This window comes from uncultured Psychrobacter sp. (assembly GCF_947500265.1).
Taxonomy (GTDB): domain Bacteria; phylum Pseudomonadota; class Gammaproteobacteria; order Pseudomonadales; family Moraxellaceae; genus Psychrobacter.
This window is the reverse complement of the sequence record NZ_CANMRN010000003.1, coordinates 384,079-402,743: the sequence shown is the minus strand read 5'-3', so window position 1 is coordinate 402,743 and position 18,665 is coordinate 384,079. Positions and strand designations below refer to the sequence as shown.

General features: G+C 42.6%; 16 protein-coding genes. 11 read left to right on the top strand and 5 right to left on the bottom strand.

Features of this window, described 5'->3' with window-relative positions:
• The first annotated feature begins 37 nt into the window (after window positions 1-37).
• The 6 genes from pcnB to yjgA all read left to right on the top strand — a co-directional run bounded on the left by pcnB (window position 38) and on the right by yjgA (window position 6,268).
• Window positions 38-2,269: a polynucleotide adenylyltransferase PcnB gene (gene pcnB / locus Q0788_RS06620; protein WP_298808914.1), complete on the top strand. Its 2,232-nt coding sequence runs from the start codon at window positions 38-40 to the stop codon at window positions 2,267-2,269.
• 1 nt (window position 2,270) lies between these two features.
• Window positions 2,271-2,792, top strand: coding sequence for a 2-amino-4-hydroxy-6-hydroxymethyldihydropteridine diphosphokinase (gene folK, locus Q0788_RS06615; protein ID WP_298808913.1), 522 nt, complete (start codon window positions 2,271-2,273; stop codon window positions 2,790-2,792).
• 127 nt (window positions 2,793-2,919) lie between these two features.
• Window positions 2,920-3,720, top strand: a complete 801-nt coding sequence (gene panB / locus Q0788_RS06610; protein ID WP_298808912.1) for a 3-methyl-2-oxobutanoate hydroxymethyltransferase — start codon at window positions 2,920-2,922, stop codon at window positions 3,718-3,720.
• A 66-nt stretch (window positions 3,721-3,786) separates the two neighbouring features.
• On the top strand, window positions 3,787-4,689 hold the full coding sequence (panC, locus tag Q0788_RS06605) for a pantoate--beta-alanine ligase (protein WP_298808910.1): 903 nt from the start codon (window positions 3,787-3,789) through the stop codon (window positions 4,687-4,689).
• 51 nt (window positions 4,690-4,740) lie between these two features.
• Window positions 4,741-5,706, top strand: coding sequence for an RNase adapter RapZ (gene rapZ, locus Q0788_RS06600; protein ID WP_298808907.1), 966 nt, complete (start codon window positions 4,741-4,743; stop codon window positions 5,704-5,706).
• A 49-nt stretch (window positions 5,707-5,755) separates the two neighbouring features.
• The gene (gene yjgA, locus Q0788_RS06595) at window positions 5,756-6,268 is read left to right on the top strand and encodes a ribosome biogenesis factor YjgA (protein ID WP_298808905.1); all 513 of its coding nucleotides are present in this window, start codon (window positions 5,756-5,758) and stop codon (window positions 6,266-6,268) included.
• A gap of 200 nt (window positions 6,269-6,468) precedes the next feature.
• Here the strand turns inward: yjgA and Q0788_RS06590 are convergent, their stop codons facing one another.
• Window positions 6,469-7,089, bottom strand: a complete 621-nt coding sequence (locus Q0788_RS06590; RefSeq protein ID WP_298808903.1) for a thiol:disulfide interchange protein DsbA/DsbL — start codon at window positions 7,087-7,089, stop codon at window positions 6,469-6,471.
• Between the two features lie 505 nt (window positions 7,090-7,594).
• Between Q0788_RS06590 and ubiG the strand changes: the two genes are divergently transcribed.
• The 4 genes from ubiG (at window position 7,595) to Q0788_RS06570 (ending at window position 10,528) form a co-directional block, all read left to right on the top strand.
• Window positions 7,595-8,422: a bifunctional 2-polyprenyl-6-hydroxyphenol methylase/3-demethylubiquinol 3-O-methyltransferase UbiG gene (gene ubiG / locus Q0788_RS06585; protein WP_298808901.1), complete on the top strand. Its 828-nt coding sequence runs from the start codon at window positions 7,595-7,597 to the stop codon at window positions 8,420-8,422.
• Between the two features lie 67 nt (window positions 8,423-8,489).
• Entirely contained in the window at window positions 8,490-9,200 is a 711-nt protein-coding gene (locus Q0788_RS06580; protein WP_298808899.1) for an HAD family hydrolase, read from the top strand.
• Between the two features lie 75 nt (window positions 9,201-9,275).
• Window positions 9,276-10,112 carry a YciK family oxidoreductase gene (locus tag Q0788_RS06575; RefSeq protein ID WP_298808897.1) on the top strand — a complete coding sequence of 279 codons (837 nt, stop codon included), beginning with the start codon at window positions 9,276-9,278 and terminating at the stop codon, window positions 10,110-10,112.
• 149 nt (window positions 10,113-10,261) lie between these two features.
• Complete coding sequence (locus tag Q0788_RS06570; protein WP_298808895.1) at window positions 10,262-10,528, top strand: DksA/TraR family C4-type zinc finger protein; 267 nt, start codon at window positions 10,262-10,264, stop codon at window positions 10,526-10,528.
• Between the two features lie 79 nt (window positions 10,529-10,607).
• On the opposite strand, the gene Q0788_RS06565 is transcribed toward Q0788_RS06570, so the two are convergent.
• Window positions 10,608-11,852: a GTP-binding protein gene (locus tag Q0788_RS06565; protein ID WP_367179714.1), complete on the bottom strand. Its 1,245-nt coding sequence runs from the start codon at window positions 11,850-11,852 to the stop codon at window positions 10,608-10,610.
• Between the two features lie 67 nt (window positions 11,853-11,919).
• Window positions 11,920-12,678, bottom strand: coding sequence for a two-component system response regulator OmpR (gene ompR / locus Q0788_RS06560; RefSeq protein WP_057757943.1), 759 nt, complete (start codon window positions 12,676-12,678; stop codon window positions 11,920-11,922).
• A gap of 378 nt (window positions 12,679-13,056) precedes the next feature.
• On the opposite strand from ompR, the gene Q0788_RS06555 reads away from it, so the two are divergent.
• Window positions 13,057-15,603, top strand: coding sequence for a Tex family protein (locus Q0788_RS06555; RefSeq protein ID WP_298808890.1), 2,547 nt, complete (start codon window positions 13,057-13,059; stop codon window positions 15,601-15,603).
• A 116-nt stretch (window positions 15,604-15,719) separates the two neighbouring features.
• On the opposite strand, the gene Q0788_RS06550 is transcribed toward Q0788_RS06555, so the two are convergent.
• Together Q0788_RS06550 and Q0788_RS06545 are read right to left on the bottom strand one after the other, a co-directional pair.
• The gene (locus tag Q0788_RS06550; protein WP_298808888.1) at window positions 15,720-16,298 is read right to left on the bottom strand and encodes a hypothetical protein; all 579 of its coding nucleotides are present in this window, start codon (window positions 16,296-16,298) and stop codon (window positions 15,720-15,722) included.
• A 750-nt stretch (window positions 16,299-17,048) separates the two neighbouring features.
• On the bottom strand, window positions 17,049-18,335 hold the full coding sequence (locus Q0788_RS06545; RefSeq protein WP_298808886.1) for a saccharopine dehydrogenase NADP-binding domain-containing protein: 1,287 nt from the start codon (window positions 18,333-18,335) through the stop codon (window positions 17,049-17,051).
• Between the last annotated feature and the right edge of the window lie 330 nt (window positions 18,336-18,665).

Genomic DNA, 18,665 nt, shown 5'->3' with positions numbered 1-18,665 from the left:
CAGGGGTAGTTAAAGAATACCGGCGAGGAGTAGATGCATGGCCGAGCGTGCCGCCAAGCAGTTAGAACTGAACAAATCTGAATTACCCAATTCCATTACTGAAGTGATTGCCACATTGACCCGTGCTGGGTTTGATGCGTATATCGTCGGTGGTGGTGTGCGCGATACTTTATTAGGTCTGCGCCCGAAAGACTTTGATGCCGTCACTGATGCCAAGCCGCATGAGATTAAAGATGTCTTTGGTAAGCGCTGCCGCATTATCGGTCGCCGCTTCCAGTTAGCGCATGTGTATTCAGGTCGCGAGTTGATTGAAGTTGCTACTTTCCGTGGTCCACCAACCAGTGATGCTAATACCAATCAAGACGGTATGATTCTACGCGACAATGTTTGGGGCGATATTCAACAAGATTTCTCCCGTCGCGATTTCTCTATTAATGCGCTTTATTATCAACCGCTCAAAGGCATCGTCCATGATTTCTGCGGCGCGCTTGATGATATTGATAACAGAATCATTCGTCTATTGGGCAATGCGCCAGTACGTATCGAAGAAGATCCTGTGCGCTTGCTCCGTGCCTTACGTTTCAAAGCCAAGTTAGGTTTTGATTTTGATGAAGCATTGTCCGCGCAATTTAATGACGGAAACTGGGCGCTGCTTGAGCAAATATCACCGCATCGTCTCTATGATGAAACGCAAAAAATGTTTACTGGTGGCTATTTAGTACCCCTATTGCCATTATTGTTTGAATCAGGTGCGATTGATAGTCTCATTATCTATCCACCGTCTGAGCCAAGTGCTTTAGTCAATCAGGTAGCTATCAACACCGATAAGCGTATTGCGGCGGGCAAGAGTATCAACCCTGCGTTCTTTTATGCTGCCTTACTGTGGGAAAATTACCTACATCAATTAGCAAAAGCCAAGAAACGCAATATGCCGTTTGCCGAAGCGCAAATGCATGCTGCTGGTAAAGTCATTGACCGTCAGCGTATCAAAACCGCTATTCCGAAATTTGCTGAGCAATTTATCCGTGATATCTGGATATTGCAGCCGAAACTTGCAGCCCCGCGTAGCAAACAAATCGTTCAGCTATCAGAGCATCCGCGTTTCCGTGCGGGCTTTGACTTTTTGTTATTGCGTGAGCAATGTGGCGATGCAGAGCATCCGCTATCAGAGTCAACCAACGATATGGGTGACTGGTGGCAGACGTATCAAACCTTGTCTGAACAAGAGCAGCAGCAGGCGATTAATGAATTTGACGAAAATATTCGCCGAGGTGCTTATAAAAAAGGGCAACGTGGGCGCGGACGTAATCGTCAAGAATCAAAAACACAAACTACTGATAACGCAACACCTAATCAGAACAGTACAAAGCAAAATAAAGCCGATGACCGTCCTGAAAAAGGTAGAAATGAGCAATCAATGGTAAATGATTCGTCAAATATTCCAGCCCGTCGTCGCCGTGCTGCAAGCCAATCTAAAGCTGGCCGCACTGACAACGGAAGACAAAACGTACAGCAAGTTGAGCAAGACAATAACGAGCTTGCTCAACTACAGCAGTTGTCTCTTGCTAGTAACAAACAATCGGCAAGTCAACAGGCAAAACCTAAGCCGTTATTTGTTATTGAGCATGAGAACGTTGTGCCGCCATTGCAGAAGCAACTGTCAGCTGATGATACATCGAAGCGCAGCAAAGCACCTGTAAGAAAGTCAGCATCAACCAATCAAAATGCACCAAAACAAGCGGCTAAAGCTGAGCGCGTAGATAGTAGCACTCAGCCGTCTAATACTAACCAGCCAGAAACTCAGGCATCAGCTAGTCAGGCTAGACCAGCTCGCTCGATCGCAAGATCACCTGCGTTAGTTAGTATGAATAACGAGCCGATTCCGCATAAGCGTCGCCGTCGTCAACCTACTGTAGATGGTGCGAGCAACATTGAAGTACAAGGCAATAGTGACACGAAGGACAGTAGTAATCGAGCACAGCCAAAGGCAAAGTATGTGAAAAAAGCGCCTAAGCCTGCAGTTGAATCGACTGCTAAAAGCGATACTGAAAGTGTAAAGGAAGTAGGTAGCAAGGCAGTAGATAGCAAAGACGCGACAAAAACTGCTGCACCTGCGAGAGCCAAGAAATCGGTGAAAGCAACTACTACAAAGGCTACTAAAGCGAAGCAAGATACGAGCGATCAGATACCTGCTATAAAAGTAACTGATAACAAAGGCCCTGTACCATCGAAGCGCCGCCGCCGTCAGCCTAGTACTGAAAGCGCATAATATGAATAACAGTACAGATAATAGTAACTGGGTTACCTGTTATGTGGGCTTGGGTAGCAACCTCGCTAATGAGCTAGGTTCGCCTGCCGATCATTTGCGGCAGGCGCTTGCAATGATGCGAGCACATGAGCAGGTACGTAAAGTAAGTGTCTCTTCTTTTTACGCTTCAGCACCGATGGGTCCACAAGACCAGCCAGATTTTGTTAATGCAGTAGCTAGTTTTGAGACAACATTTGCCCCTTATGAGCTGCTTACTTTTTGTCAGCAGTTAGAGAGCAGGGCTAAGCGAGCACGTTTGCGCCGTTGGGGTGAACGTAGTCTAGATGTTGATATTTTGCTATACGGCGAGACACAGATTACTGATCCAACACTAACAGTACCGCACGCTGGCTTAAATGAGCGCAATTTTGTCTTAATACCACTGCGAGAGTTGGCACCAAACTTAACCATCGCGGGCAAGTCGATAGGTGACTATTCACAAAGTCGCGATTGGACAGGTTTAACATTACTATCAAGCGATTGATTATAAGTAACTGATGCTAAGGTGATAGATGTTAAATGTTTGAAAGATTCATCTAACGTATTTCAAGTCTAGCTCTGATAGTAGCAATATTGATAATCAAAGGCATTGCAGATTAATTGAGGGTCATATGACGACATTATCTACTCTAAATAAGTTTAAAAAAGACGGTACCAAGTTCACTTGCTTGACCTGTTATGACTCGATGTTTGCACGAATGATGGAAAAGGCCGAAATTGATACGATTTTAATTGGGGATAGCTTGGGCATGGTTGTACAAGGCCATGACTCAACATTACCTGTGACAGTCAATGATATGGCTTATCACACTGCCAATATTGCCCGTAGTAACAAGCACGCGTTGATATTGGCTGATCTACCGTTCATGAGTTATGTGACACTACCAGAAGCCGTTGCTAATAGCCGCACGCTAATGCAAGCAGGGGCGCATGTCATAAAAATCGAAGGTGGTAGTGAGCTTTGTGAATTAGTAACGGCCTTGGCGCAAGCAGGTACACCAACTTGTGTGCATCTTGGTTTGACTCCACAATCAGTCAACGTGTTTGGTGGCTATAAAATTCAAGGTCGCGGTGATGAAGCGGCTGATAAACTGCTTGCCGATGCTAAGGCAGTCGTTGACGCTGGCGCTGCACTGCTAGTATTAGAATGTGTTCCAGCTGCGCTTGCAAAAGCCGTTACTGAAGCTGTTGCCGTGCCAGTCATTGGTATTGGTGCTGGTGCCAATACTGATGGTCAGGTATTGGTTATGCATGACATGCTAGGTATGGCGCATGGCCGAGTGCCACGTTTTATTCATGACTTTTTAACAGATGAGCGTAATAGTACACACAGTATCGAAGGTGCTTTTGCGCTCTATCAGCATTCAGTACGCGAAGGTAGCTTCCCGAATGAGCAGCACCAATTTAGCTGATTTTGAAGTTATCAAAGTTATTTAAGCTATTGAACAACAGAACGTTTGAATAGAAGAAAAGTAATCATGTTTCCAATTATTTATCATGATATTTCGTCACTACGTGAAGCGCTTCAGCCTTATCGTGGTCAGCAAAGTGACAAACAAGTCCGTCAGCAGCGCATTGCGCTAGTACCAACGATGGGTAATCTACATGACGGTCATCTTGAGCTGGTAAAAATTGCCAAACAGCATGCGGATGTAGTGGTGGTCAGTATCTTCGTTAACCCTACTCAGTTTGGCGTTGGGGAAGATTTTGACAGCTATCCGCGTACATTAGATGCAGATGTGGCCAAGCTTGCGACAGTGGATGCAGATTACGTGTTTGCACCTAGCATTGATGCGATGTATCCAGTATTACCACCACCTACTGCTGTGTTGGCTGGTGCTATTGCCAATCAGTTGTGTGGTCAATCGCGTCCTGGACACTTTGATGGTGTTGGTATTGTTGTCGCTAAACTATTCAATATCGTACAACCAGATGTGGCAGTATTTGGACAAAAAGACTATCAGCAGCTTGCTATCATTAAGCAATTGGTACGTGACTTGAGTTATCCTATTAATATCATTGGTGCGCCTATTGTTCGTGCTGATGATGGCTTAGCGCTATCATCGCGTAATCAATACTTAAGTGCAAATGAGCGTCAAGTAGCTCCTGTATTACATCAAGCATTGCAAGAATTAGCACAGAGCTTGAAAAGTACGACTCCTAGTCAGCAAGCATTTGACCAACTATTAGTAGATACGCGAACACGTATTAGTGACGCAGGTTTTATTATTGATTATCTTGAAATAAAGACTGAGGAGTTAGGTTCTGTCGTAAGTGACTCTAAAGCCTTTAATATAGAAAACAAAAATATCGTTATTTTAGTTGCAGCGTGGCTAGGAAAAGCGCGTTTGTTAGACAATCAGTTGGTAGTGGTAAATTAGCTTTTATGATATAGCAGTAGACTAGATACAATAGACTTGGATGAGTAGATCATGGGTGTAAGTCAGGATCAAAATAGTAATGCAGCAGCAACGATAGCGGATCAGACGTCTACGAATAAGCTCAGTATATTGGTGGTCTCAGGGCGTTCAGGATCTGGTAAAACCTCAGTATTGAATATCTTAGAAGATCTAGGCTATTACTCTATTGATAACCTACCGCTGTCTTTGTTACCTAATGCTGCTCATAAACTGGTCAATGAAAGCGGCATTCATCGTATTGCGCTGGGTGTCGATATTCGAACGCCACGTGCTGATTTATCTAACTTTGCAGTAACGTATGCTTCTCTCAAGGAGACTTATGGGTCTCATGCGGTACAGATTTTATATGTGACTGCACAAGAGAGTACGCTGATAGCTCGTTTCAATGCGACGCGCCGCGTACATCCGCTAATGTCACAAGATATCGATAGTGATAATGCTAAGCATGTTACTTTCAACTTACCTGCTGCTATCAAAAAAGAAGTTGAGCTATTAGAGCCAATTGCTAGTCACGCTGATATTAGGATTGATACCAGTAGCCTAAATATCCATCAGTTAAAAGACAACTTGCGTGAACACATAGGCATGGACAACCAGATTTTCATCAATCTACTGTCTTTCGGTTTTAAATACGGTAGCCCTATCGATGCTGACTTTGTATTCGATGTTAGAATTTTACCGAATCCGCACTGGAACCCTGAGTTACGTGACTCGACAGGTCTGGATACCGAAGTAGGCGCATTCTTTTCAGATTATCCAGAAGTAGCAGAAATGATGGGTGATATCGATAAGTTTTTGACCCGTTGGCTACCAGAGTTTTTGCACAATAATCGTCATACGGTCACGGTTGCCATAGGCTGTACGGGCGGCAAACATCGCTCTGTTTTTATCACTGATCATCTACAACGCCGCCTTGCTGACACTATGCCTAAAGGTGTGAAGGTATTGGCGAAACACCGCGAAAAAAGTCGCTGGTAGTGATATCAGACACTATTTAATTTATTAATTATTATTTTGGAAAGCTTTTATGATCGACTGGAAAGAACAGGATATGCGCGTTTCGCGCACAGAACTCAAAAAAGCCCATGAGCGCTTGCAGCAATTATCTATACCGCTTGCTAGCTTATCGAAAAAACAGCTAAAAGCCTTACCTGCCAGTGATTATTTTATGGCAGAGCTAATGGCATTGGCTGATATTACTAGCGCCAATGCTCGCAACCGTCAGACCAAACGTGTTGGTAAGCTGATGATTGAAGAAAATCGCCATGAGCTGATAAAGGTATTATTTGATGCGTTTTTTCCTAAAGAACAAGTCTCAAAAATAGAGAGCTGGTACGAGCGCCTGAATATCAATGATGAAGGTACGCTCAAGCAGTTTGTGAAGCAATATAAAGCTTCTGAGCACCATAGTATGTATCAATTACTATTGTGGATAGAATATGCCAAACATATGCAAGATGACGAGTTGCTGGCAGAATCTAAAGCAGATTTGGCGAGTTATATTCGTGAAGTGGCTATTTTATCGCAGCTGAAGAAATAACATCTATATACCAAGCTAGAAATCTATTAATTAGAATTTTATTAGTTGAAAGACTAGCAATTAAAAAATGAGTAATTAAAAGACGTATAGCTAAAAGGTTAAGATGCAAAAAAGCCAATCAATTTATGATTGGCTTTTTTGTACACGACATACAAATGTGCTATACGTCATGTGAGTTATTCAAGTACTTATGGCTTGAATTATTTCTTTTCAGCGCGAGTTTTGTCAACTAAATAGTCAACAACTTTAGCGACTTTAGCGTTTTCGCCAGTTACCACATATTTGCCTTGTACCACGACAGATGGAACACCAGTGATTTGATAACGTTTGGCGCCTTCTTGAGAGCGACCAATTTTTGTACCAACAGCGAATGAGTTATATAGGCTGTCAAATTTCTTTTCATCAACGCCTTTTGATGCATACCATTTGCTTAGTGACGCTTGATCAAACAGTTTTTTGCCATCTTTATGAATAGCATCAAATAATGCGTCATGAGTTTTGCTTTCAAAGCCTAAAAGCTGAGCCGCATAGAAACCGCGAGCATTGGCTTCCCAAACAGGGTTAAGTGCCGCTGGTGTCTTGAAGAATGCCACGTCTTTGTCTTTGGTTTTTGCCCATTTTTCCATGTGCGGGTTGAGCGCATTACAATGTGGGCAACCATACCAAAAGAACTCACGAACAATGATAGCATCACCGCTGATTTTCTCTGGGTTGTCTAGCACACGGTAATCTTTTCCAGCGACATAGTCTGCAGCTTGTGCGCCCATAGAGGCAAGTCCAATGGCCATGGCTAGACCAGTCAGTGTGATGACACGTTTCATACTTTATCCTTGAGGTGTGGAGACTTAGAATGGGTTAAGAGGTTGACGTCTATATGGTTGTTAAATATGTGACACTTTAAAATATATAACTCTTAAAGCGTCTAAACCAGACAGTGTCGAGTATAATCTAACAATAGCAAAGTATCGACTATGATAACGTAAAATGTATGTACTTGTGAATCGCATTCTTAACCGATAGTTGTAAAGCTGTTAGCTATTATTTAAGGTATATTGCTTGTTACTTTCTGAACCTACTGTTTCTCAAACGTCTGCTTTATTTCTATATGGAGTTTAAGAGATTTAAAAGTATCAGGATGCGATATTGTCACGAAGATACGTATCTTTTCTATATTGAGATACTGCCCAAAAAACAGGGTAAAGTTTAAGCCTATTCACAATCGGTGACGATGTGCTTACGACAAAACTGCTACTCTCATGCTAATATTAAGCACATAATCGTGCACTGTAAACGATAATAACGATAGTGACAATCAAGGAATATACCATGAGCTCTGCTTTAAATTCTTCATCAACTTCAAATGATCAAAATAATAATAGCGCTTTCAATAGTACAGAGTCTAACACCATCAACGTAGATCCTAGCGAAGTCGAAAAATTTAATAACTTGGCGAGTGAGTGGTGGAGCAATACAGGGGCGTTTGCAACGCTACACGAGATCAATCCATTACGTTTAAACTGGATAGAAGAAAATGTCAAACGTGGCTATCAAAACGCTGCTAATAAAATCGCTGAGCAAGGACTTGCTGGCAAAAAAGTACTCGATGTAGGGTGCGGCGGCGGAATATTGTCAGAATCTATGGCTCGCCGCGGTGCTGATGTGACAGGGATTGATTTAGGTACAGAAAACCTAAAAGCTGCTGCGTTACATGCAGAGCAAAGCCAGTTAGAGAATACGCTTCGTTATCAACATATACCCGTTGAAGAGTTGGCAAAAACACATGCTGGTCAGTTTGATGTGGTGACTTGTATGGAGATGCTAGAGCACGTGCCAGATCCTAGCTCGATTGTGCAGGCTTGTTATGAGTTATTGGCTCCTGGCGGTGTCTGTGTGTTATCAACGATTAATCGCAATCCTAAGTCTTATCTGTTTGCCATCGTTGGTGCAGAGTATGTACTGCGGTTGCTTGATCGCGGCACCCATGACTATGCTAAATTTATTACGCCAGCAGAATTAGACAAAATGGCACTCAATACTGGATTTGTTCGTCAGGATATTATCGGTTTGCATTATAATCCGCTGACCAAACGCTACTGGCTTGCCCAAAACGTCGATGTTAATTATATGATAGCCGTACAAAAGCCACTGGCTTGATGCTGCACGCAGCCATTTATCTGCCATACTTTCACTAAACACATCATCAATCTCAAGAGCATTCACTATGACCCAATTTGTAAAAGCTGTTTTATTTGACCTTGATGGGACATTAATCGATACTGCTGCTGATTTTGTTCGTATTATTGGTAAAATGAGTCTCGAAAATGATTGGCAGGCACCGCCTGAAGCGGAAATCCGCGAGCAAGTCTCTGCGGGTGCCTCGGCCATGGTGCAATTGATGCTAAGACATAACGATCAACTCGAAGTCAGCGAGGAAGCGTTGCTTGAGTTTCGTCAGCAGTTCTTAGATGATTATGAAGCAGATATCTGTGTCGATAGCTGTGTGTTTCAGGCGCTTGAAGCGGCTCTGATAGAGCTTGAAGCAAAAGGCGTGCCGTGGGGTATCGTTACCAACAAGCCACGTTATTTAGCCGAAAAGCTATTAAGTGAGATGCAACTGGATCAACGCTGTGCGGTTTTGGTCTGTCCAGATGATGTATCACGTACCAAACCAGACCCAGAGCCAATGTATATGGCGCTAGAAAAACTCGGTATCCCTCGAGGCGCGGCAGGCTGCGTACTCTATGTCGGTGACCATGTACGTGATATTGAAGCTGGCAACGCCGCTGGCATGCCAACGATTTTGGCCGCTTATGGATATATTCCACCTGAAGATCAAAAGTCTTTAAAAAAATGGGGCGCCGACTATATTGCGGATACGCCTGAGCAGCTAAATAAATTGCTGCTATCGTCTGGTAAATTTGAGTATTTATAGACTGCTATATATCACCAGATTTACAACCATAAGCACATATCCTCAACGATTTAATGATAAGTAGTGAGCAATGCCATGAGTGACAATAATAATCAACCAGTCGATCCACAAGACAATAAAAAAACTGTTCAAAGTCCTATTCAGCCTTTGACTCATGATGATATTCGTAGCTTTGTACCGCCAAGTGACTGCCTAGATGGTAAGACTATTTTAGTGACTGGAGCAGGCGATGGTATTGGTCGTGTTGCGGCATTGACTTATGCGCGTTATGGCGCCACTGTCTTATTGTTAGGACGCACTAGTAGCAAGCTTGAATACGTCTACGATGAGATTGAGAGCCTTGGTTGTAAGCAGCCTGCTATGTTGCCGATGAATCTAGAAGGGGCAACTTACGCTGAAATGCAGCAACTCGAAGGGCTAATTAATAAAGAAGTCGGCCAGTTAGATGGTATCTTACATAATGCTGGTGTATTAGGACAACTGACGCCGCTTGAGATGTATGACGTCGATACTTTCGCCCAAGTCATGAAGGTCAATTTTACAGCGACCTTTATGCTCACTCAAGCGTTGCTACCACTGCTAAAAGATGCCGATCATGGCTCTATCGTTTTTACTTCTAGTACAGTCGGCACGCATCCTCGCGCATTTTGGGGTGCTTATGCGCTATCAAAACAAGCAGTAGAAGGTATGAGCGATATCTTTACTCAAGAAACCCAAAATACCACGAATCTGCGTTTTAACTGTGTTAATCCAGGTGGTACTCGTACTAATATGCGCGCCCATGCGTATCCGGGTGAAAACCCGATGAGCTTAAAAACACCTGAAGATATCATGGCAGGTTATGTCTGTTTGATGAGTGACGAAAGTATTGGCGTGCGTGGTCAAGTCATTGAGTTACAACCTAAAGATTAGTAGCAAAATTTGTGAATTGATTACGTCATTCTTTATGAGTAGTTTTATACACTATCGCAGGTTGCAATTAACCATAGTTAGCCCCATCTTTTTGTTATTAAAGACATTTGTATTGTCTAATTATAATGAATAAAAAATAGGATAAAATTATGGCAGGTGGCTGGTCAAGAGATGGTGCTGAGCACGAACAGATGGATGCAACGGTCAATGAAGCATTGGAGCGAGCGCGACGTTCGTTACCGACAGGTGTAAGTGCTGAGCTGTGTGATGAATGTGGTAAGCCTATTCCAGAGGCAAGGCGACTGGCGGTGCCTGGTATTCAGCATTGTGTCAGTTGCCAGACGGAGCTTGAACAAGAAGCAAAAGCGGCTGAGCTATTTAATCGCCGTGGCAGTAAAGACAGTCAATTGCGTTAAAAAATAGTTAATTATGTTGAAAAAAGAAAGGGCGGACATTGCTAGATAAAATAGCAATGTTCGTTTTTTATGTCTACTGCTATATGACCAGCGCCATCAGTTCAAGGTCGCACTCTTCCCAATTTATCAAGGCCGATGACGTTTCAATATTAACCTTACTTTCTGTTTTTGCTATAGCTGTATCGACGGCATTGTCTAATTGCAAAATAATTTCCAATCGACTATCAGTCTGTGGATCAATGGTTCTGGTGGTTAGACTATCAGGGTTAAAATTGATCTGTATCCAGCCGTCAGAAGTATGTACCACGCCTTTGATACGTTGCCAGTTTGGCAGTGCTAATAACCAATTCTGTAAATCGTCAGCGTTTAGTATGTAGTGTGCAGGTAGTCGCCATCCAGCCAATTGAAAATCTTGCTGCTCTTCATGGTAGCGATACGGCAGATCACTATTAGCACTAGCCTGAGTGTCGGTCTCATCTATAGATGCACTCAATGATGGTACAGTTGCTAAAGAATTGGCTTGAGACTGTAAACCAATCATCGATTTTTTAGGATTAGAGATACTGACTTTTCGTTGATTCGAAATGATAGAGCTGGGCTTATTCAGTTGGTCGTTTAAAGTAGACGAGTATGCATCTGCTACAAGTTTATTTGCTACAAACTTATCTGGTGAATGGACATCTGATGAGTCTGTTGTCTCAGGTGCCGTTAGTCCTGATGCTGCCCAAATGATTTTTACTTGTGAATTTAGCTTGGTTATCCATTCTACTAAGACTTGTTTTTCGCTAGTATCTAATTGGACATAACGATTGATTATCAGCACATCGGTATCACGGACATGCGCTTTAAAACCATCATGGTCACGATACTTGATCTGTTGCCACTGCTCGCCACTCAGTACGGTTATCACAGCATTCATTTTTAGGGCAGTTTGCCAGTGCGGCGCACTAAGTTGTAGTATCAGCTCACGTGGATGTGCCAATCCTGTGGGCTCGATTAATAATCGCTGTGGATGATGCTCACTGAGTAGACGACTGATTGCAATTTGTAAGGGCAGCTGACTGGTGCAGCAAATACAGCCACCACTGACCTCACGAATTGCAATATTTTTTTGCTCAAGCTCGTTATCTTGGGAGCTTGCTAGGAGTGCGCCATCAATACCGATACGACCAAACTCATTGATTAAGAGAGCCCAGCGCTCGTCATCAGGTTTCGAGGCCAGTAATTGATTAATTACGGTGGTTTTGCCAGCGCCTAAAAACCCTGTCACTAACGTGCAGGGTATGTTTTGAAAAATAATAGGGTTTTCCACAAATAGGCTCATCATATTGGCACGTGTTTGAGAGTAGCCAAACACGGCCTATATTAAAAGGAATTAGATCAGTAAAAAGTTATTCGCTCTTGATTGTTTCTACCTCAGCTTCATCAGGAACGAACACATAGCCAACGCCCCAGACGGTCTGGATATAACGTGCTTGTGAAGGGTTGTCTTCAATCAGACGACGCAGACGCGATACTTGGACGTCGATAGAGCGCTCCATCGCACCCCATTCACGACCACGAGCAAGGTTCATCAACTTATCACGGGTCAATGGCTCACGTGGATGCTGTACGAGCGCCTTTAGTACTGAAAACTCACCTGTCGTCAAAGTGACTACGTTACCATCACGTTTGAGCGTACGAGTCGATAGATCTAATGTCCATGGACCAAACTCGACCACTTCCATTTGATGACTTGGCGCACCTGGCAACTCACGGTTTTGACGACGCAGTACTGCTTTGATACGAGCCAATAGCTCTTTTGGGTTAAAAGGCTTAGGCAGATAATCATCTGCACCCGCTTCTAGACCGGCGATACGGTCTGCATCGCCACCTTTGGCAGTCAGCATAATGATAGGAATATCCGCATTGTCTTCACGCAGACGCTTACAGATACTGATACCGTCTTCGCCTGGTAACATTAAATCGAGCACTACCAAAGAGAAAAGCTCACGTTGCATGAGTTTGTCCATCTGACTGCCATCATGAGCGGTACGAACGACAAAGCCGTCGTCTTCTAGGAAGCGTTGCAACAAAGAGCGCAGACGAGCGTCGTCATCGACGACTAAAATACGCTGAGTCAACGTGTCAGGGCTGTTGTTATCAGTCATACAGGCATCCTTTTATAAAAATTATTGTTATCAGAAACTACAAGTAAATAGCTATGAGCAAAAACACTGCCACTAATTATCATTATTTAATTATTGGTTACGAATAAGCACTTCATAAAATTAAAAACTATTGTTCAATATGTCAGCACATATCAATATTTGTGTTATTGATACTTTAGTGTATAAGATTGCACCGAGAATTGCATCACCCATGATAATAAATGCTGTATGCGTTTGTTTAACAAGTCCATAGGATGTGTGATATAGAACGATTTGCGTCCTAAAATGCGCAATAAATAACGAAAAGATAAAAAGGATTTTTATTCATGCAGCTTTTGCTATAATGCAAAGCTACATTTCTCAACGATTGATACGTATATGAGTAGCACTGATACCTTAACGTCATCTCAAACCTCGACAAATGCACAGGTTTTAGATGCAACCACACACGCGAATATTCACGACAAGCTTGCTCGCGCGCTTGGCATTAAGACTGCTCAAGTCAATGCGTTTGTCAAACTTTATGATGAAGGCGCGACGGTTCCTTTTATTGCGCGTTACCGCAAAGAAAAGACTCAGAATCTTGATGATGCGCAGCTGCGTGCTTTAGAGAAGTCTCTTAATTATGAGCGTGACATGGCAACACGTCGACTCAAAATTACTGAGCTGCTAAGCACACAGGGCAATCTGACTGACGAGCTACAGACGCGTATCGATAATGCGGCGTCTAAGCTTGAGCTTGAAGATATCTATCTGCCATATCGTCCGCGTCGTCGTTCACCTGCTGCCAAAGCTCGCGCCGCTGGTCTTGATACTGCTGCCCAAGCGGTCTTGACCCAAGAAATCACTCCGACAGATGCCTTGGCTGATTATCAAGTCCAGTCAAGTATCACTGATGACAGTGGTAATGAAATCGAAGTTGATTTTAGCGATATCGAAAAACAGCTCGCGGGTTTACAAGCGATTATCGTTGATGAATGGACACAAGCATTGGGCTTGTTGGACAACTTGCGCAGTGGCTTTGCCAAAACTGCCAGTATCGTATCGAGCGTTGCGAGCGAAGAAAAGCGCGAAGTTGGCGAAAAATTCAAAGACTATTTTGAGCATAGCGAAAGCCTTGCTCGACTGCCAAATCATCGCCTATTAGCAATGTTACGCGGTCGTCAAGAAAACGTCTTGGGTCTAAAAATTGAAGGCGAAGACGCACCATTTATCGAAAAAATTATCAATCATTTTGACGTTGATGCCAAAGCACCAGCAGCCCGCCGTGAGTTTTTGGCAGAGGCAGCCAGTAGCTTGTGGAAAGACAAATGGCGTCCGCATATCGAGCATCGCCTATTAACTGAAAAGCGCTTAGCCGCAGAAGCGGATGCGATTGATGTGTTCGCTAGCAACTTACAGCATTTGCTAATGTCTGCACCTGCAGGTCCTAAAGTAATCTTGGGTGTCGATCCTGGTATCCGTCATGGCGTAAAAATGGCCATCGTCGATGCGCAAGGTCATGTGATGTCAGATAACGAAGAAAAACCTGTCATCGCGACAGTGTATCCGTTTGCACCTGATAATAAGATGGATGAAGCCAAAAAAGTCATCGATGCGCTGTTGAGTACTTATAACGTTGATTTGGTCGCTATCGGTAATGGTACAGCAAGTCGCGAAACAGATGCGATGATCAAAGAGATTTTGGCTGCGAATGATGCATTAAAAGCCAAAGCGGTTATCGTTAATGAGTCGGGCGCGTCTGTTTATTCAGCGAGTGAACTTGCTAGTGATGAGCTGGCCAATCTAGACGTTTCTGTACGCGGTGCAGTTTCTATTGCGCGTCGCTTGCAAGATCCATTGTCAGAGCTTGTTAAAGTTGATCCAAAAGCCATTGGTGTGGGTCAATATCAACATGACGTCAATCAAAACCAGCTTGCAGACAGTCTGGATAAAGTAACTCAAGATAGCGTGAATGCCGTGGGTGTGGATGTGAATACAGCCAGCCCAGCTATCTTAGCTCACATCGCAGGTCTTAACCGCAATGTAGCGCAGCAAATTGTCACCTATCGCAAAGAGCACGGTGCATTTGATAGCCGTGAAGCGCTTAAAAATGTCCCACGTCTAGGCGCTAAGACATTTGAGCAGGCAGCTGGTTTCTTGCGTATTCATAATGGTAGCAATTCATTAGATGCCACTGGTGTGCATCCAGAGAGCTATGCATTGGTTGATAGCTTACTCGCACAAGCGGGCAAGCCGTTGTCAGAAGTCATCGGTAATGATGGCGTGCTAAATACGATTGATACGACTACACTGGCTGCTAACGACGATAATGTCAGCGTAAAAGCTATTATCGAAGAGCTTGCTAAACCTGCTCGTGATCCTCGTCCTGAATTTAAAACAGCCAATTTCCGTGATGACGTTAATAGCATCAAGGATTTGAGTGAAGGTATGACGTTAGAAGGGGTAGTCACTAACGTAACGGCCTTTGGTTGTTTCGTTGATGTCGGTGTGCATCAGGATGGTCTGGTACATATCTCGCAGATGGCCAATGACTTTGTCGCAGATCCTATGAACCGTGTCAAACCTGGCGATATCGTATCGGTACGGGTTATCTCTATCGATGAGAAACGTGGTCGTATCGGCTTTAGCATGAAACCTGAATCTGAAAAACCTGTCCGTACTGCTGCCAAGTCTACGACAGCTAGTACAGATGGCGAGAAAACCAGTCGTCCACGCAATAATAATGCAAATAGTGACCGTCCAAATAATAGCCGTCCAGCTGCTGACAAACGTCCGTCTAAGCCACGTGGTAAGCGTCAGGATAAAGACAACGCGAGCAATCGTAGTAAGCTGGTGAAAAATGTTAAAGCTGAAGCCCCAAGTAAAATGGGTACATTCGGCGCTTTATTACAAGAAGCTGGTGTGACTAAAACTAAGAAATAAATACTGATAAAAATAGCTAAAATTTATAATTTGGTATAACAAAAAAGGCAGCCATATGGCTGCCTTTTTATATAATTAGTACGCTTACAAACTAATCAAACAAACTAACTATCTGCTTAGCGTGATACAGCGATACGACGGTTTTCTTTGAACTGTACGTTTGCTGGCTGAGTAGCTAATAACTCACCACGCTTGTCTTTTTTCTTTTCTTGCAAAGTACTAGCAGCATCTGCAACTTTATTCTCAGTAGCCGCTTCACCAGTGATCAAAGGCTGATAGTCTGGATTGCTGTGTTGCATGTTAGGCGCTTGAGTGTTCTGTACAGGGGCCTGAGCAGTTGTAGCAGTAGTCATTGCTGCCGCATCGGTTATTACTTGAGCGTTGTTCATCAAAGCTGCGTTATCATCGCGTGCTTCATTATTCATATCGTCAGTTTCGTCGTTCATTTCATCTGCTTCATTATCCATGTCCATATCGACATCAGCAGTGTTTGACTCTTCGACATCTACAGCGCCAGGTTGGGTCGCTAACAACTCACCGTCAGGACCTTCTATTTCGGCCTGTACAGTGCTCTTGACAGCAGCATTACGCATATCTGCTGGCATTAGATCGCTATTGTTAACGGGTGCTGCCATTGCCATAGTTGGTAATACAAGGGTAGCGCCGACGATTAGTGATAAAACATTCTTTTTCATTATAAAACTCCATGATACATAATTAGCAATAGTTAAAAACAGTAACTCATATTTAATGATGAGCCGTTTTTATTTAAAGGTGTCTGTAAATACTGTATGCAAATTATCAACGATGTAGTTTATATTTCAATAGCAAACTCATTAATGTTCTAACAGTTTAATGTTTTCTTGTGACGTTATGAAACTGTCATACTTAAAGTCTAGCTGATATTTTAACTTCTAGGTTTTTCAAAAACTCATTGGTAGCAAAGGTTGATTGTGTTATTAAAGCTGTTAATAAGTGAGTCTGCTAAGAATAAATATCTACCGACATCTCTAGTATTAAAAATATGAATATTTGATTGCTTATAGTTGTTATTTAAACTTAGCTGATTGTTATTAATAGTTTTTTTAGTGCTATCTGTCAGTATTATAGAGACTTTTATCAGTAGTTTTTGTTTATAATTTAAAGCCAGTGTTTAGATAATTCTTAAGTTCTATTATATAAATCCTTTAATAACATATACTTTATTAAACTAATGTTTACATATAATTTTTCTACAATATCTGTAAAACGATAGTAGCAATATTGGATTAATGGTTAGTATCATAAAGTATTAAATAATCGGTAAACAGAAACATTGTTCACCAAAAAAATACGTTGTTCTCAATTTAATCCTAGCTGAAATTTTAAAGTAGGTAATAAAAAACCGTATCTCGAAACTAAGATACGGTTATAAAAATACTAAGCTTTTGTCATCATGTGATAGATTAACTATCAATCACTTCAAAGCTAAGACCAGAATGCGCTTCTAAGCGTGTTATCAGCTTATCTCCCATCGCAGATGCTGGTGTCCAGAACCCACCGCCAACGTCCTCTTTGCTGATATCTTGTGCTAGACATAATGCCGCCTGCGAAATCATGCGAGAAGTACTGCCGTAACCAGGATCTCTATCACCTGTTACTTTAACGGTAATAGTGTCATTTTTGGCGGTTTGTCCAAAGTGACGAATATCAAAGTAGCCGTTTTCTTGCTCGTCCTTAGAAGGGCCTGAGCCAGCTTTTGGTAAAACGTGCTTGGATAGTAACTCGCGACTTGGTTTGATCATCATCGCAGTGGCAAAGCCCAATAAACCTGCGCTCATAGCATAGCTAGACAGTTTTCCTTTGACGCCATCTTTCATCCACATTGCTTCGTCATATTTAAAATCGCGACCGTACTCATAGCTGAGTAATTGGTTAGTGCGATGGACGATACGCGTATTGATGGTGGCCATGACGAACGGTGCTAACCAGCGCTTATGATTGCTGTCATATACTGGTTTGCTGACATTGTCCTGACGTACGTTTGGTACATCGGTATCATCGTTTAACAAGTAAGGATTGGCCACTTGTTTGCGACGTGATTTATCTTCGCCAGCTTCTTCAAATATTGATGCCATCGATGCGATAGTACCGCCTGAGATACCACCTTTCGCTGCTTTGACACGCATATGGATGACATTACAGGTCTCGCCGAACTTTTCTTCTGCTTTGGCTTGGGTAAAGTACGCGCCCAAATCTGACGGGATAGAGTCAAAACCACAAGAGTTAACAATACGGGCACCACTTTGCTTGGCAGTATCTTGGTACTTGTCCATCATATCTTTGATAAAAATGGCCTCACCAGTAAGATCGACATAATCTGTACCGTTTTCAGCACAGGATTTAATCAGTGGCTCACCATATTTCAGATATGGGCCTACAGTAGAGATGATGACTTGAGTTTGTTTGGTCATCTTATCAAGGCTAGCAGCATCGTTACTGTTAGCAATGATAATGTCTACCTTGCTCTCAAGTTTGGCCTGTAACTTATTGAGCTTATCTTCATCGCGACCTGCGATCGCCCATGATACGTTTGAGCCATCTTCGTTCTTATTATTTGATAAAAAATTGGTTAAATAGTGGGCAGTGATCTGACCGACGAAGCTTGTCGCACCATATAGAACAACTGCATAAGGGCGTGTGTCGCCGCTGGTTTTTTGTGTAGGATTTTCAGTATCCGTATTGGTATCCATATGTATTGTCCTTAATAGATTTGAGAATAAGTGGATAGTAAACTATAAACCAAGTCGTTTGATTAGGTTAGGGGTTTGTGAGGTCGCTACAGTTTATAGTTTGCAGCCAACTTCACATACAACATCACATATAACGTGAGAAATTTAAAATAGTTCTGCATACAGTTAGAAGAGTAGCGTTCAGTAAAAGAGTATTCAATAAAAGCACATTCAGGTAAAAAGCGCTTAGTTTAAGAACTCTCAGTTAAATAACACTGTATTCAGGAATATAATTCTATTTCGAAAATATCATCTATTAAAGAAAAAGAGGTATGAGATATCAACAGTTAC